This window comes from Citrobacter sp. Cb023, from assembly GCF_030336805.1.
Classification (GTDB): Bacteria; Pseudomonadota; Gammaproteobacteria; order Enterobacterales; family Enterobacteriaceae; genus Citrobacter; species Citrobacter braakii.
Window position 1 is genome coordinate 852,406 of sequence record NZ_JAOWCV010000038.1, and the last position, 15,312, is coordinate 867,717.

The following is a 15,312-nucleotide window of genomic DNA, read 5'->3' on the forward strand; positions in this document are numbered from 1 at the left end:
ATGAAAACACTACAATCTGCCGCCAACGCGCCTCGCTCCACAGTCGCCTTCTCTCGGGAAAATATCCTGCTACTAATCCTAAAACTGCGCACTTTTATTGCACTGTTTTTAATCGTCGGGTTCTTTGCCTTCACCGTACCGGGATTTCTCTCTGGCGGCAGCATGGTCATTATGATCAAGCATATCGCCATTAACGCCTTTCTGGCGCTGGGGATCACGTTTGTCATTATTACCGCCGGGATTGATCTCTCAATTGGCGCTACGCTTGGGCTGTGCGGCATGGTCGCAGGATGGCTAATCACTAAAGGCATTGTATTGCCAATGTTCGGCATCGCAATTTTCCCCAGCGTCTGGGTGATTGTGCCTGTCGTCTTGTTGATTGGTGGGCTGATTGGCGCGGCGAATGGTTGGATCATCACCCACTATAACGTCGCACCGTTTATTTGTACGCTCGGAACCATGTACGTTTTGCGCGGGGCGGCGATGCTGACCTCCGATGGGCAAACCTTTCCCGGGCTTTCCGGCAATCCGCAGCTCGGCAATACCGGTTTTGATGAGATTGGTGCCGGTACACTGTTTGGGATTCCGTGGGCCATCTGGATGATGATTGTGCTGGCACTGGTCATTGCTTACGTCGCTCGTCGTCTACCCTTTGGTCGCCACGTTTACGCCATCGGGGATAACGAGCGCGCTGCTGAGCTGTCAGGGGTAAAAGTAAAACAGGTGAAAATCTGGGTGTATACCCTATCCGGACTGTGTGCCGCGATTGCTGGAATTGTGGTCTCGGCACAGCTTTCCGCCAGCCATCCGGCCAACGGTACGGCATTTGAGATGAACGCCATTGCCGCAGTGGTTCTCGGCGGTACGTCACTGGCCGGTGGACGGGGCACGATTTTAGGCACGCTGATTGGCGCTTTCGTTATCGGTTTTCTGGCCGATGGTCTGGTGATGATGGGCGTCAGCGAGTTCTGGCAAATGGTGATTAAAGGTATCGTGATTATCGTCGCGGTCATCATCGACCAGATGCAAAACCGGATGCAGCAAAAAGCCGCGGTGGTAGCACAAAAGGCGGCGATGGAAAGTCAGTAATCCCCTCTGAAAAGTCTGATATGCACAACCAGACAGCTCCAGGGCCTCCTGGGGCTGTCAATTGTTTAACTCACCGTGACATCACCCTTTCACCAGACTGCGGGCTGTCGGGTAGTCGGTGATCAATACGTCAATATAATTCCCCTGCAATGCCCCGCGTATCGCATTCTGTTTTTCCACACCACCAGCCAAAGCAATCACGTGGTTACACTCCCGGATCTGCGAAAGCTCCATTCCGATGACCGGGTCTTCCTCATGGCTGAGTACCGGGTTACCTGCTGCATCGTAATAATGCAGACAGATATCGCCTACTGCGCCGCGCTCGGCGAGCAGTCGCAACATTTCTTCGTTGTAGTAGTTGCCTGAGTTTTTCAGCAATTGAGAAGGCTCCAGTTCGCCAATACCGACAATTGCCACATCCACTTCAGCAAACTTTTCAACCACCGCGGCAACGTCAGGGCTGTTAACCAACCGTGTACGCTCTTCAACCGAATGCTCAATACTTTGTGAAGGCAGCAACCAGGCCGGACAGCCAAGGTGCGCTGCCAACTGTTGCGTAAGAATCGTGGCCTGCACGTTACCATTCGGCCCTACGCCGCCCAGCAGTTGGATCACCCCCGCCGCACGGATATTTTGCGGGTGCATCTCATCGACCATACAGCGAATGGTGCTACTCCAGGAGGAAATTCCAACCAAGTCCTCGGCTCGCAGGCGGGTTTCAACGTAATGCGCCGCCGCACTGCCAATTGCATGCTTAATTTGCGTATTGCTGGGGTTGTCACCGACATCCACGACAATCGCCTGACGAATACCAAACTGCTCTTCAATGGCTTTTTCCAGCGCCACAAAGATATTGGTCGGCTGTACGACGGTGATTTTCACCAGCCCTTCTTTCTGACAACGCGTTAAAGCACGGGAGACAAAGGACTGCGACAAATGCAGCAGCGTGGCGATTTCAGACTGTTTTTTATTTTCGGCGTAGTAAAGCGTGGCAATCTTAACCAGCAACCGCTGTTCATCCTGCTTTGACATGGCATTCCCCCTGATAAACTGCCTGTTATTTTTATTCATACCTGAATAGATAACAAGTCATCAGTACCTTTCCAGTTATCACGTTAGTGTGATCCTTTTCTCTTTTCTCCAAAATTTGGTGGCACAAGCCGTAGACAAACCGCCAGACAAGGCATATCTTTAATTATGAATAATAAATCAGTAGTGAATATTTATTCTAACCAATAACGACTGACTGTTTTATCTGCAGATTACGTGGTGGGTAGAGAGACAGTTGCACTACTGCACTCACATGGAATATTTATTCATTCAAGATTAAACATTCAAGAGGTGTCTTATGAATCCGTTTTCGCTCTCAATACCTGAGCTAGAAAAGAAAGCACGTGCCGTGCGTCGCCGCATTATCGTGTTGAATGCTGAAAGCCCGGCTGGCGGGCACACTGGCGCAGACCTGTCGCAGGTTGAACTGCTGACAGCACTCTATTTTCGCATCCTGAATTGCTCCCCGGAGATTAAAGAGAGCGACGAGCGCGATATCTACATCCAGTCAAAAGGTCACGCTGTGGGCGGTTACTACTGTGTCTTGGCAGAAGCCGGTTTTATTCCTGTGGACTGGCTGGCGACCTATCAACACGCTGATTCGCATCTGCCGGGGCATCCGGTAAAACATAAAACGCCAGGAATTGAATTGAATACCGGAGCTCTTGGTCACGGTCTGCCGGTTGCAGTAGGGATTGCGCTGGCGGCTAAACGCAGCAACAGCAAACGCCGGGTGTTTGTCGTCACCGGTGATGGTGAACTGGCCGAAGGCAGCAACTGGGAAGCGGCACTGGTCGCTGCCCACTATAAACTGGATAACCTGATTATCATCAACGACAAAAATAACCTCCAGCTTGCCGGATCAACCAAAGAGATCATGAACACCGATCCGCTGGATGAAAAATGGCGAGCCTTCGGTATGCAAGTCACAGAGTGTCGCGGGAACGATATGAGCGATGTGGTGCGCACGCTGGAAGGATTAACCCCTGAAGGCAAGCCATATGTCGTCATTGCACACACCACCAAAGGAGCCGGGATCTCTTTTATCCAGGGCCGCCCGGAATGGCACCACCGCGTGCCAAAAGGAGAAGAAGTTGAACTGGCGCTGGAGGAACTGAAAGATGCGTAATAGCGAACACCTCGCCACCGTCATGGTGAACACGTTAATTGCCGCGGTCAAACGTGGAATGGATGTTGTGCCGGTGGTGGCTGACTCAACATCAACAGCAAAAATCGCCCCATTTATGAAGGAATTTCCCGGTCGTCTGGTCAACGTGGGTATTGCCGAACAGACGTTGGTCGGTGCTGCTGCCGGACTGGCGCTGGGCGGTAAAATCGCCGTCACCTGTAACGCTGCGCCCTTCTTGATTTCACGGGCCAATGAGCAAATTAAAGTCGATATTTGCTACAACAATACCAACGTGAAGTTGATTGGCCTGAACGCAGGGGCCAGCTACGGCCCACTCGCCAGTACGCACCACAGCATTGATGATATTTCCGTGCTACGCGGTTTTGGCAATATTGAGATTTACGCCCCGTCCTGTCCGGTGGAATGCCGACAGATTCTCGATTACGCCTTAAGCCACATAGGTCCGGTTTATATTCGCCTGGATGGCAAAGCCTTACCCGAATTACACGACGAAAACTACCAGTTCGCGCCGGGTAATATCGATATTTTGCGCAAAGGAAAAGATGTCGCACTGGTGGCAATGGGCTCAACTGTGCATGAAATTGTCGAGGCTGCCACAGTGCTGGAACAGGCGGGTATTGACGCCAGCGTAATCAGTGTACCGTCAATTCGTCCCTGCAACACCCAACAGTTACTGGCGGCTTTAACCCACTGCAAGGCAGTGGTTAGCGTGGAAGAACATAACATTAATGGCGGCGTGGGAAGTCTGGTGGCTGAAGTGCTGGCAGAAGCTGGCTGTGCCATTCCACTGCGTAGATTGGGGATTGCCGATGGCCAATATGCAATCGCAGCCGATCGTGCAGCAACGCGCGCACGCCATGAAATTGACGCGGCGGGTGTCGTGAAAAACGCCACCGCACTGTTGCTGGCAACACGATAAAACAATAACAACAACAGAACACTTACTGGAGAAAGCGATGTCACGAATTCCTCATCAGTTGACCATGGCGGTGATTATTGGCAATCGGGGATTTTTCCCGAGCTATCTGGTTGCTGAAGCCCGCGAACAAGCCAGCGTGCTCTTTGAGCGGCTGGGCATTAACACCATAATGCTCAACGAAACGCAGACAGAACTCGGCGGTGTTGAAACCCGTCAGGATGCGAAAGTTTGTGCTGAACTTTTCCGCGCTCACCGCGACAAGATTCACGGTGTGGTGGTACTACTGCCGAACTTTGGCGATGAAAAAGCGATAGCGGAAACGCTGCGACTTTCCGGTTTAGATGTCCCGGTGCTGATCCAGGCGCAGGAAGACAACCTGGATAAAATGGGGCTTGCCACTCGCCGTGACAGCTTCTGCGGCAAGATCTCTCTGTGCAATAACATGCGCCAGTACGGTATTCCGTTTACGCTAACCACCCAGCATGTCTGCGACCTGTCAGGCGAGGTGTTTGCACAAGACCTGAAACGTTTCGAACAAATCTGTCGCGTGGTCGCCAGCATGCGCGGAGTTCGCGTCGGCGCTATCGGCGCACGTCCAGCCGGGTTTAATACCGTCCGTTACAGCGAAAAATTGCTCGAAAGACTGGGTATTGCCGTTGAAACACTGGATCTGTCTGAAGTATTTACCCGCATCAAACGACTGCGCGACGACGATATCCGAGTGGATGAAAAACGCCGCCTGTTGATGGATAACGCCGACGCCAGCGCCATTCCAGCCGACAAACTGGTCACCATGGCAAAACTGTTTGTCGTTATCAGCGAATGGGTCATCGCTAATGATATTGATACAACTGCCATCCAGTGCTGGACCTCGCTGCAGGAAAATTTGGGCATCAACGTGTGCTCAATCATGAGCGTGATGTCCGGGCAGTTAATGCCCAGTGCCTGCGAAGTGGATGTGATGGGCGCGTTGTCAATGTACGCCCTCGCCAGCAGCAACTTAAGTCCAGCATCCATTGCCGACTGGAACAATAATTTCGGCGACGATCGTGATAAATGCGTTCTTTTTCACTGCGGTAATTTCGCATCAGCCAGTCTGGACAGCCCGAAGATGGGGACGGCGGATATCATCGGTACCACCGTCGGTAAAGAGAACACCTGCGGTGCAGTTCACGGTCGTATGAAAAGCGGTGCCTTGACCTACTTCCGCCTGAGTACCGACGATTTAACCGGCGAAATCAAAGCCTACGTTGGTGAAGGGCTATCGGTTGACGATCCGCTGGACACTGTCGGCTGCCGAGCGGTAATCCAGGTGCCTCATCTGGAGAACCTACTGGCCTGGATTTGTCGTAATGGCTTTGAGCATCACGTGGCAATGAACCATTCCGCCAGCGCAGAGGTACTGCATGAAGCTTTCACCCGCTATCTCGGGGTGGATACCTTTTTCCATCGCTAATACTCAGGGAAACCGAAGGGCTGGAGAAAACAATGTCAGCACAAAAAGACATTATTATTGCGCTTGATGAAGGCACCACCAATGCCAAAGCCGTAGCGCTGGATGGTCAGGGAAACGTGGTCGCGAAGTTCTCCCGCGCGCTGGCGATCCACACGCCCCGTGAAGGCTGGGTTGAGCAGTCAGGTGATGCACTTCTGGACGCATCACTGGATGTTGTGGCACAAGCCATTACCTGCGTCGGCGCACAACGCGTCGCAGCGCTGGCGATCAGCAATCAACGTGAAACGGCGATAGGCTGGTATCGTGCCAGCGGTCGCCCTCTCGGCCCTGCTATCACCTGGCAATGTTCGCGCACGGCCGATTTTTGCCGTGCATTACGTGAACAGGGGCACGAGGCGTACATAAAATCCATCACCGGATTACCCGTTGCCCCACTCTTTTCCGCCTCTAAAATGCGCTGGCTGCTGGAGTCAGTTCCCAACGGTATGACGCTCGCACAGCAAGGGGAAATATGTCTCGGGACCATCGATAGCTGGTTACTGTGGAACTTAACGCACGGCGAGGAATTTCGTTGCGATATCTCCAACGCTTCACGCACGCAGTTGCTCAATCTCAACAGCGGACAATGGGATAACGAGATGTTGGCTCTATTCGGTATTCCGCAGCAGGCGTTGCCCGAAGTTTGCCCTTCCAGCCACCATTTTGGCGTAACAAAAGGTCTGGAGAGGATACCTGATGGAATCCCTATTCTGGCGATGATTGGCGACTCTCATGCTGCGCTTTTTGCCCATGGGCTGGGTATGGAAGGCTGCGTCAAAGCGACCTATGGCACCGGATCTTCCGTTATGGCACCCGTATTCTCGGCGCAGTCCGAGGTGAGCGCGCTGGCAACGACCATAGCCTGGCATGACGGTGACACCCTGGTCTACGGACTGGAAGGTAATATTCCGCATACGGGAGATGCCGTCGCATGGATGGCCGATAGCACAGGTCTTAGCGAATTACCGGAAGAGCAACTGCTTCATGAGCTCAATACGCTGCCCGCCACGGTTGACTCCACGCTGGGCGTCTATTTTGTTCCGGCACTTACCGGGCTGGGCGCGCCCTGGTGGGATGAAGATGCCCGGGGGTTGATTCACGGTCTCAGCCGCGGAGTTAAACGCGCACATCTGGTACGTGCGGCACTGGAGTCGATTACCTATCAGATTGCCGATGTTGTTTTAGCGATGCGCCAGCACAACGGTTTTCGACTCAGCGCGTTAATGGTTGATGGCGGGCCAACAAAAAATGACTGGCTAATGCAGTATCAAGCCGATTTATTGGGCTGTCCGGTGATGCGCAGCGATATCCCTGAACTTTCCGCTATCGGTGCCGGATTGCTGGCACGCAAGAAGCTGCAAGGTGCATCTACCAGCCAGTTGCGAGATTATCTGCCCGATCACGTATCGTTCCAGCCAAACATGGCGCGCCATGGGAGATTGCAAAAACGCTGGCATGAATGGCAAGGAGCCGTCGAACGCACCCGTTGGCAAACCCGTTAATAAATCAACGCTAATGATAAATGCGCCCGCAGCCATAACTGACTGTGGGTGCACTGTTAATTCTTCAAAAGCGAGTTACTGCGGCTGACACGCCGCCAGCGATCGGCGTTGCTGCCCTTTTTCATCGAAGTTGTCGGCAGCCAGCCAGCGCTGCAAAACAGCGTCGCACTGGGGCCATTCACTATCAATCATCGATAACCAGTCGCTGTCGCGATTACGCCCCTTGCGCACAATCTTCTGGCGAAAACGTCCTTCGAAGATAAACCCAAGGCGCTCCGCCGCCCGACGGGAAGCCGTGTTCAGAGAGTCACATTTCCACTCCACGCGACGATAGCCCAACGCAAACGCCTGGCGCAGCAACAGCCAGATGCTTTCGGTGCCGAGTACCGTATTTTTCATGCGCGGTGACCAGGTTACATGACCAATTTCAACCGAACCATGCTCCCGTTCGATCGCCATAAAGCACACCAGTCCCACCGCACGACCGGAACGCTGTTCAATGACAGCATAGGGAACCAGAGATGCATCCGTGGATTTGCCCTCTACCCAGCAAGCTGTGGCCTCAACGCTCGTGGGACGAGAACTTGCAAGCCAGGTCCAGTCGCGATCGTCTGGCGCCTGCGCGTAAGCATCAAACAGATCGGCGGCATGGCTGTCGGCATCCAGGGGAACCAGTCGACAATATTGCCCTGCAAGTTCTTCCCGCGGCAGTACGGCAGCACCATTCCAGTCAGGCACAATATCGCCGACGGTCTGTCCATAAAGATTAATTTCCGGCACGATTCAACCCCTGTTGCGAAGTAAAAAATAGTTATAACACCGGCCATTTCGCCTTCAAAGCATCGCGGGGGGATTTCTGACAACGAACAGAAAATCAGCGGCCCTTCTATATGCAGCTTGCAAGATGACGCGTCTATACTGATTAAAAATCAACGCTGAAGAGAACACTATGTCCCTACCCGATTTTCATGTTTCTGACCCTTTTACGTTAGGCATTGAACTGGAAATGCAGGTGGTCAATCCTCCGGGCTACGACCTGAGCCAGGACTCTTCCCGACTGATTGACGCCGTAAAGCCGCAGCTCACCGCCGGAGAAGTAAAGCACGATATCACTGAAAGTATGCTGGAGATGGCGACCGGGGTTTGTCGCAATATCGACCAGGCGAGTGCTGAATTATCCGCCATGCAGCAGATAATCTCACGGGTTGCTGCCGAGCATCACCTCGCCATCTGTGGCGGCGGTACGCATCCGTTTCAAAAATGGCAACGTCAGGAAGTCTGCGATGACGAACGCTATCGGCGCAACCTGGAAAATTTTGGCTATCTTATTCAGCAGGCGACGGTATTCGGCCAACATGTGCATATCGGCTGCGCAAACGGCGATGATGCTATTTACCTCCTGCACGGCCTGTCGCGATTTGTTCCCCATTTTATTGCACTCTCTGCCGCCTCACCTTATATGCAGACGTCCGACACGCGGTTTGCCTGCGCGCGGCTGAATATTTTCTCCGGATTTCCCGATAATGGCCCGATGCCGTGGGTGAATAACTGGCAGGAATTCGAGGGGTTATTTCGTCGACTGGCTTACACCAGCATGATTGATAGCATTAAAGATTTACACTGGGATATCCGCCCCAGCCCGCACTTTGGTACGGTAGAGGTTCGCGTCATGGACACTCCGCTAACCCTTGAACACGCAGTCAATATGGCGGGACTTATTCAGGCTACCGCCCACTGGTTGCTCACTAAACGGCCATTCAAGCACCAGGAGCGTGATTACCTGCTGTATAAATTTAACCGTTTCCAGGCCTGCCGCTTTGGCATGGCGGGAATCATCACCGACGTCAATACCGGCGATGGGCACCGCCTGTCAGATGACACGCTACGGCTACTGGAGAATGTCGCCGCTTCTGCGGACAAAGTGGGCGCGACCAGCGCGATTGAATCCTTACGCCTGCAGGTTAAAAATGGTCATGATGAAGCGCAGAGCATGCGTGATTTCGTCGCCGACGGCGGATCTCTGAGTGGTCTGGTGAAAAAACACTGTGAGATTTGGGCCGGGCTGTAAGCGTGGCGTTTGCGTTGCCCACAGAGATCCCGGACAATGGCTTTTTAACTCAAGTTTAACAATGCCATGAAACACCCGCTTGAATCACTGATGACCGCCGCAGGGATCCTGCTGCTGGCTTTTTTGTCTTGCCTGCTGCTGCCCGCCCCCTCACAGGGCATTGTGCTGGCGCAAAAACTCGTCGCCACCTTTCATCTAATGGATCTCAACCAATTTTATACTTTGCTGTTTTGTCTGTGGTTTTTACTGCTGGGGGTGATTGAATATTTTGTACTGCGTTTTATCTGGCGGCGCTGGTTCTCGCTGGCGGATTAGACCCGCGAGAACCCTTTGCCGTTAATGCGTTCGGCTATGATTTTCTTTGCGATACGCGCCCGGCGGCTGGCTGAACGTACGGGTGAAAATTCGCGTAAAGGTCTGCTGCGAATCGAATCCGTATTTCAAACAGATGTCATACACTTTCTGGTCGGTATCGCGTAGATCGCGCGCCGCCAATAGCAGCTTACGCTCGCGGATGTAGCGCCCGAGGCTTTCGCCTTTGTACTGCATAAAAAGACGCTGCAGGTGCCATTTGGAATATCCCGCATGGCGTGCAATATCATCAATGCGCAATGGCTGATTCAAATTATCATCAATCCATTCAACAATCGTATCAATGACCTGAGCAGAAATCGTCATCATGCTCTCCCCTGTATTCATTGAGTCGCCTGTTGCCACCAGGCCGTAAACGGTTGGTCCGGTTCGGACAGTATTACCGGTTCACCCAGCATTGGCGTCAGTAGTCGGTAATCCTGACGACGGCTGGCAAGCGCCAGTCGTTTGTAGGGATCATCCCAGGTATGTTTCGCCAGTACAAAACGACCGGCATGCCCTGGCAACACGGCTTTCGCATGCAGATCGGCCGCAGCCTGCGCCGTCTCTTCAGGCATCATGTGAATAAACTTCCAGTCCTGGTCATATTGACCGTTCTCCATAATCGCCAAATCAACCGAGCCAAACTGCTCACCGATGGCTTTAAAATGCGGTCCATAGCCGGAATCTCCGCTGTAATAAACGTTCTGCTCCGGCGTTTCGAACATGAAGCTCGCCCATAGCGTCTGGTTGCGCTTGATACCGCGCCCCGAAAAATGACGAGCAGGCAGCACATGAACGATCAGCGAATCCGTCACTCTGACGGACTGATTCCAGTCCCGCTCTTCGATTATCTCGCTGCGCATCCCCCAGTAACGCAGATGCGACCCTACGCCGAGCGGCGTAATCACTCGCTTAATTTTCGGCATTAACGCCTTGATAGTGGCGAGATCCAGATGGTCATAGTGATCGTGCGAGATAATGAGCAGATCGATCTCCGGCATCGTCTGCGCAGTCCACGGATAATCCCCGGCAAAGGCTTTGTTCAGGAATGAAAACGGTGCGGCATAATTGCTAAATACCGGATCAATCAGGATACGTTGACCCGCCAGCTGCAAATACCATGAGGAGTGGCCCAGCCAGACCAGAGTATCCTGCTGTGGCGAAAGTCCGGCGAGATCGGTTGCCACCAGCGGTAACGGCTGCGCCGGGCGCGCATTATCACGCTTAGCGACCAGAAACTCCCACCAGGCCGCCAGCATGCCTTTGTTGCCGGTATAGCCCGGTGTCGGCACCTGGTTATGAAACTGTCCATCACGATAGTGAGGTGACTGTTCAACCAAACTCAGTTGTGCCCCTTGCGGGGCCTGACCAAACCCGGCATTGAGTACAAACGGTAAACTTGCAGCTGCGGCAATAAGCATAATAACAACCACACAAACTGTGAGACGCTTCATATCCTGACCTTAAACGCGCCCCTTTCCGCTGGTTTGCGCGACTGACTCTTGATTATGAGTGAGTAAGCACTCATTATAGAAATCGAAAGTTCGCCGTCAAGATGATTTTCAATCTTTGACATTCGCCGTTGCGGTGCTGCAAAGGCCGTGATTCAATCATGTTTTTTACAGACTTAAGGGTAAAGTGTAGTGGCTCGTCCGAAGAGTGAAGACAAAAAACTGGCATTACTGGAAGCTGCAACCACAGCATTTGCACAATCAGGCATTGCGGCATCTACCGCCGTGATAGCCCGCAATGCAGGGGTTGCGGAGGGGACGTTGTTTCGCTATTTCGCAACCAAAGATGATTTGATCAACGAGCTTTACCTCTTTTTGAAGCAAGACCTTTGTCAGTCGATGATGGCAAATTTGGATCGATCGGTGACCGATGCCAAAACCATGACTCACTACATCTGGAACAGCTACATTAGCTGGGGCCTGAACCATACCTGCGGGCATCGCACGATTCGTCAGTTGGCCGTCAGCGAGAAAATCAGCAAAGAAACGGAACAGCAGGCTGACGATATGTTCCCGGAACTGCGCGATCTTTGTCATCGCTCCGTACGACCTGAGTTTATGTCTGACGAGTATCGCGCCTTTGGCGACGCGCTGTTTCTTTCTCTGGCAGAGACCACCATGGAGTTCGCCGCCCGCGATGCAGCTCGCGCAAAAGAATATATTTCGATGGGATTTGAGGCGATGTGGCGCGCACTCACCCGTGAGGAAAAATAATGGACGGCCAGACCTTACATGCCTGTGCAAAGCGCCTTGCGCTCGAACTGCCTTTTACCGAGCACTGCTGGCCATTCGGCCCGGAATACGATGTCTTCAAAGTCGGCGGCAAAATTTTTATGCTGGTCTCAGAGCTTCGCGGACGCCCGCTGGTTAACCTGAAAGCCGATCCGCAAAAGTCACTGTTAAACCAGCAGATCTACCCCAGCATTGAACCCGGCTATCACATGAATAAAAAGCACTGGATATCGGTCTACCCAGGCGACGACATTACCGAGTCATTACTGACGGAGTTGGTAAATGATTCATGGCATCGCGTCGTAGACGGCCTGGCGAAGCGGGATCAAAAACGCCTGCGTCCAGGTTGATTTATCGTTAACTCCGATAAGTGTTTTTGCATTTTCCTGTCTTATCTTTTTCTTGCTAACCCTGTACCCTGCTGAAACAAAACGCACCCGCAGGGTATGAAAAATCACCAGGAGTAGTTATGGATATTGTTTCTGTCGCCTTAAAACGTTACTCCACTAAGGCATTCGATCCGAATAAAAAACTGACCGCTGAGCAGGCCGAAAAATTAAAAACGCTGCTGCAGTTTAGTCCGTCCAGCACCAACTCTCAGCCGTGGCACTTTATCGTTGCCAGCACTGACGAAGGTAAAGCGCGCGTGGCGAAATCCGCAGCCGGCGGCTTTGTATTCAACGAACGTAAAATGCTGGATGCTTCCCACGTCGTGGTGTTCTGCGCCAAAACGGCGATGGACGATGCCTGGCTGGAGCGCGTGGTGGATCAAGAAGAGCACGATGGCCGTTTCGCCACCCCTGAAGCCAAAGCCGCAAACCACAAAGGCCGCACCTTCTTTGCCGACATGCATCGCAAAGAGCTGAAAGATGACAACCACTGGATGGCAAAACAGGTGTACCTGAACGTCGGTAACTTCCTGCTGGGCGTGGCGGCGATGGGTCTGGATGCGGTGCCGATCGAAGGTTTCGATGCGGCGGTCATGGATGCAGAATTTGGCCTGAAAGAAAAAGGGTTCACCAGCGTAGTTGTGGTCCCGGTGGGTCATCACAGCGTAGAAGATTTCAACGCCGCGCTGCCAAAATCTCGTCTGCCGCTGGAAACAACACTGACGGAAGTTTAATCCCCGCATTTGCATAAGCTCTACACAGCGGTCATCATAGACCGCTGTTTATTAAGGAGACGTTATGCAGGAATTGATATCTCAGGTAGAAGAACTCGGCATTGAAATAAATCACACCACCTCACTGGTGATGATTTTTGGCATTATTTTTATCACCGCCATTATTGTTCACGTTATTTTGCACTGGGTGGTATTACGCGCATTTGAAAAGCGCGCCAACGCCAGCTCCCGCCTGTGGCTACAAATCATCACGCAGAACAAGTTATTTCACCGGCTGGCATTCACCCTGCAGGGTATCATTGTCAATATACAGGCCGCACTCTGGTTGCAGAAAGGCAGTGAAGCAGCAGAAATATTAGTGACCTGCGCACAGCTGTGGATCATGATGTACGCCCTGTTGTCCTTGTTTTCCCTGCTGGACGTCATTCTCAATCTGTCGCAAAAATTCCCTGCCGCATCGCAATTGCCGCTAAAAGGCATATTTCAGGGCATCAAGCTCATCAGCGCTATTGTCGTCGGAATATTGATGATTTCCCTACTGATTGGTCAGTCACCGGCAATATTGATAAGCGGTCTGGGTGCCATGGCCGCCGTGTTAATGCTGGTGTTTAAAGATCCGATCCTCGGGCTGGTGGCCGGAATACAGCTTTCAGCCAACGATATGTTGAAGTTGGGTGACTGGCTGGAAATGCCTAAATACGGCGCAGATGGCGCAGTGATTGATATTGGCTTAACCACCGTAAAAGTGCGCAACTGGGATAACACCATCACCACTATCCCAACCTGGTCACTGGTATCGGACTCTTTTAAAAACTGGAGTGGGATGTCGGCTTCCGGTGGGCGACGCATTAAACGCAGCATCAGCATTGATGCCACCAGCATTCATTTTCTTGATGAAGATGAGCGTCAGCGGCTGCATAAAGCGCACCTGCTGAAACCGTATTTGACCACGCGCCATCAGGAAATTGACGAGTGGAATCAACAGTTAGATGCGCCTGAATCGGTATTAAACCACCGTCGGATGACGAATATTGGCACCTTCCGCGCCTATCTGAACGAATATTTGCGTCATCATCCGCGGATTCGCAAAGATATGACGTTAATGGTGCGCCAGCTTGCGCCAGACGATCACGGCTTACCGATCGAAATTTATGCCTTTACCAATACGGTGGTCTGGCTGGAATATGAAAGTATTCAGGCTGATATTTTCGACCATATATTCGCCGTGATCGAAGAATTTGGCTTGCGCATTCATCAGTCACCCACCGGAAATGATATTCGCGCGCTGTCAGGCGCGTTTCAACGCTAACGCTCAGGTACTGGCGCGTGAAATATAGCGCCAGTCCATCATCACCCTTTCCGTCTGCGCGTCAGGATTTTCTATTTTATTCAGCAGCAATCCTACCGCTTTGCGGCCTATATCCCGCGAGGGCTGCTCAATGGTCGAAAGCTGTGGGGAAACCATTTCTGCCAGTTCCGTACCGTCGAAGCCCACGACGGCGATATCCTGCGGGATCTGTAATCCGGCATTGAAAATAGCACGCATCGCCCCAGCGGCAAGCGTGTCCGATACGGCAAACACCGCGTCGGGTTTCACCTCTGCGGCAAGCAATGTTTTCATCGCCGCAATTCCTGCACTGGAACTTAACTCGCTGGCGTATTCTACGGCCTGATACTCAAGCGACAGCGCATGCAGCGCCGCTTTATAGCCACGTTCGCGCAACCGGGCGTATTTATAACTCAGATCATGATTGATTAGCGCAATGCGTCGATAGCCCTTTTCCACCAGGTGAGATATTACCGACTGCGCAGCGTCAACATCGTTAATCCCTACGCAGGAAACCGCGCCTTTATCAGCATATTCCGCACACTGAACCCAGGGAGCGTCGCCAATCAGCGTGGTCAGTTCCGGTAATTTTGAGAATGCATCCATGGTGATAATGCCATCAACGATTTTCCCCGATAGCAGCTTTAGCGCCGATTTTGAGCGGGCGGTATCCGAGCCGGAATTACACAGCAAAATGCGATAGCCATTCTTTTCCGCCTCTTCTTCAATGCCTTTAACAACCTCTGCACAAAAAGGGTTGGCAATGTTGGAAACCATCACCAGAATCATCGAACTGCGTGCCGTACGCAGCTGACGAGCCAGCAGGTTGGGCTGATAATTGCTTTCTTTAATAGCCTGTAGCACGCGCTCGCGATTTTTGGCTTTGACGGTATCACTGTGATTCAGCACACGCGATACCGTCGCCACCGACACACCGGCAAGCTGGGCGATTTTTTGAATAGACATAACGACGACAAGTCCTGCGGTTTAGG

16 protein-coding genes are annotated in these 15,312 nt (G+C 52.4%); 11 read left to right on the forward strand and 5 right to left on the reverse strand.

All coding sequences use genetic code 11. From position 1 onward, the window contains the following. Positions 1-1,089 (forward strand): ABC transporter permease, encoded by a 1,089-nt coding sequence (locus OGW44_RS17905; RefSeq protein WP_103283601.1) that lies wholly within the window; start codon positions 1-3, stop codon positions 1,087-1,089. 81 nt (positions 1,090-1,170) lie between these two features. Here the strand turns inward: OGW44_RS17905 and OGW44_RS17910 are convergent, their stop codons facing one another. Further along, positions 1,171-2,121, reverse strand: coding sequence for a sugar-binding transcriptional regulator (locus OGW44_RS17910; RefSeq protein ID WP_047358065.1), 951 nt, complete (start codon positions 2,119-2,121; stop codon positions 1,171-1,173). A 316-nt stretch (positions 2,122-2,437) separates the two neighbouring features. On the opposite strand from OGW44_RS17910, the gene OGW44_RS17915 reads away from it, so the two are divergent. The 4 genes from OGW44_RS17915 to OGW44_RS17930 are packed head-to-tail and all read left to right on the forward strand — an operon-like array spanning position 2,438 to position 7,205. Next, complete coding sequence (locus tag OGW44_RS17915) at positions 2,438-3,268, forward strand: transketolase (RefSeq protein WP_016152181.1); 831 nt, start codon at positions 2,438-2,440, stop codon at positions 3,266-3,268. Then, positions 3,261-4,208, forward strand: coding sequence for a transketolase family protein (locus OGW44_RS17920; protein WP_047358064.1), 948 nt, complete (start codon positions 3,261-3,263; stop codon positions 4,206-4,208). The genes OGW44_RS17915 and OGW44_RS17920 overlap by 8 nt, the downstream gene beginning before the upstream one ends. A gap of 37 nt (positions 4,209-4,245) precedes the next feature. Then, positions 4,246-5,664, forward strand: coding sequence for an L-fucose/L-arabinose isomerase family protein (locus OGW44_RS17925; protein WP_047358063.1), 1,419 nt, complete (start codon positions 4,246-4,248; stop codon positions 5,662-5,664). Positions 5,665-5,696: 32 nt separating this feature from the next. Further along, positions 5,697-7,205, forward strand: a complete 1,509-nt coding sequence (locus OGW44_RS17930) for an FGGY family carbohydrate kinase (protein WP_047358062.1) — start codon at positions 5,697-5,699, stop codon at positions 7,203-7,205. A gap of 75 nt (positions 7,206-7,280) precedes the next feature. Here the strand turns inward: OGW44_RS17930 and OGW44_RS17935 are convergent, their stop codons facing one another. Beyond that, entirely contained in the window at positions 7,281-7,985 is a 705-nt protein-coding gene (locus tag OGW44_RS17935; protein ID WP_016152177.1) for a GNAT family N-acetyltransferase, read from the reverse strand. A 169-nt stretch (positions 7,986-8,154) separates the two neighbouring features. Between OGW44_RS17935 and OGW44_RS17940 the strand changes: the two genes are divergently transcribed. Both OGW44_RS17940 and OGW44_RS17945 read left to right on the forward strand, forming a co-directional pair. Beyond that, the gene (locus OGW44_RS17940) at positions 8,155-9,273 is read left to right on the forward strand and encodes a YbdK family carboxylate-amine ligase (protein ID WP_019076232.1); all 1,119 of its coding nucleotides are present in this window, start codon (positions 8,155-8,157) and stop codon (positions 9,271-9,273) included. Between the two features lie 66 nt (positions 9,274-9,339). Further along, a complete protein-coding gene (locus OGW44_RS17945) occupies positions 9,340-9,588 on the forward strand; it encodes a DUF1158 domain-containing protein (protein ID WP_185654259.1) in 249 nt (82 codons plus the stop codon). 21 nt (positions 9,589-9,609) lie between these two features. Here OGW44_RS17945 and OGW44_RS17950 read toward each other — a convergent pair whose 3' ends face one another. Next, entirely contained in the window at positions 9,610-9,951 is a 342-nt protein-coding gene (locus OGW44_RS17950; protein WP_003021996.1) for a RamA family antibiotic efflux transcriptional regulator, read from the reverse strand. Between the two features lie 17 nt (positions 9,952-9,968). Next, positions 9,969-11,081, reverse strand: a complete 1,113-nt coding sequence (locus OGW44_RS17955; RefSeq protein WP_016152174.1) for an MBL fold metallo-hydrolase — start codon at positions 11,079-11,081, stop codon at positions 9,969-9,971. Between the two features lie 189 nt (positions 11,082-11,270). Between OGW44_RS17955 and OGW44_RS17960 the strand changes: the two genes are divergently transcribed. The 4 genes from OGW44_RS17960 (at position 11,271) to OGW44_RS17975 (ending at position 14,302) form a co-directional block, all read left to right on the forward strand. Continuing rightward, complete coding sequence (locus OGW44_RS17960) at positions 11,271-11,852, forward strand: TetR/AcrR family transcriptional regulator (RefSeq protein ID WP_016152173.1); 582 nt, start codon at positions 11,271-11,273, stop codon at positions 11,850-11,852. Beyond that, positions 11,852-12,220 carry an MmcQ/YjbR family DNA-binding protein gene (locus OGW44_RS17965; RefSeq protein ID WP_016152172.1) on the forward strand — a complete coding sequence of 123 codons (369 nt, stop codon included), beginning with the start codon at positions 11,852-11,854 and terminating at the stop codon, positions 12,218-12,220. The genes OGW44_RS17960 and OGW44_RS17965 overlap by 1 nt, the downstream gene beginning before the upstream one ends. A gap of 119 nt (positions 12,221-12,339) precedes the next feature. Then, a complete protein-coding gene (gene nfsB, locus OGW44_RS17970) occupies positions 12,340-12,993 on the forward strand; it encodes an oxygen-insensitive NAD(P)H nitroreductase (protein ID WP_016155937.1) in 654 nt (217 codons plus the stop codon). Between the two features lie 64 nt (positions 12,994-13,057). Further along, complete coding sequence (locus tag OGW44_RS17975) at positions 13,058-14,302, forward strand: mechanosensitive ion channel family protein (RefSeq protein WP_016152170.1); 1,245 nt, start codon at positions 13,058-13,060, stop codon at positions 14,300-14,302. A gap of 3 nt (positions 14,303-14,305) precedes the next feature. Here OGW44_RS17975 and OGW44_RS17980 read toward each other — a convergent pair whose 3' ends face one another. Further along, positions 14,306-15,286, reverse strand: coding sequence for a LacI family DNA-binding transcriptional regulator (locus OGW44_RS17980; RefSeq protein ID WP_016155936.1), 981 nt, complete (start codon positions 15,284-15,286; stop codon positions 14,306-14,308). Between the last annotated feature and the right edge of the window lie 26 nt (positions 15,287-15,312).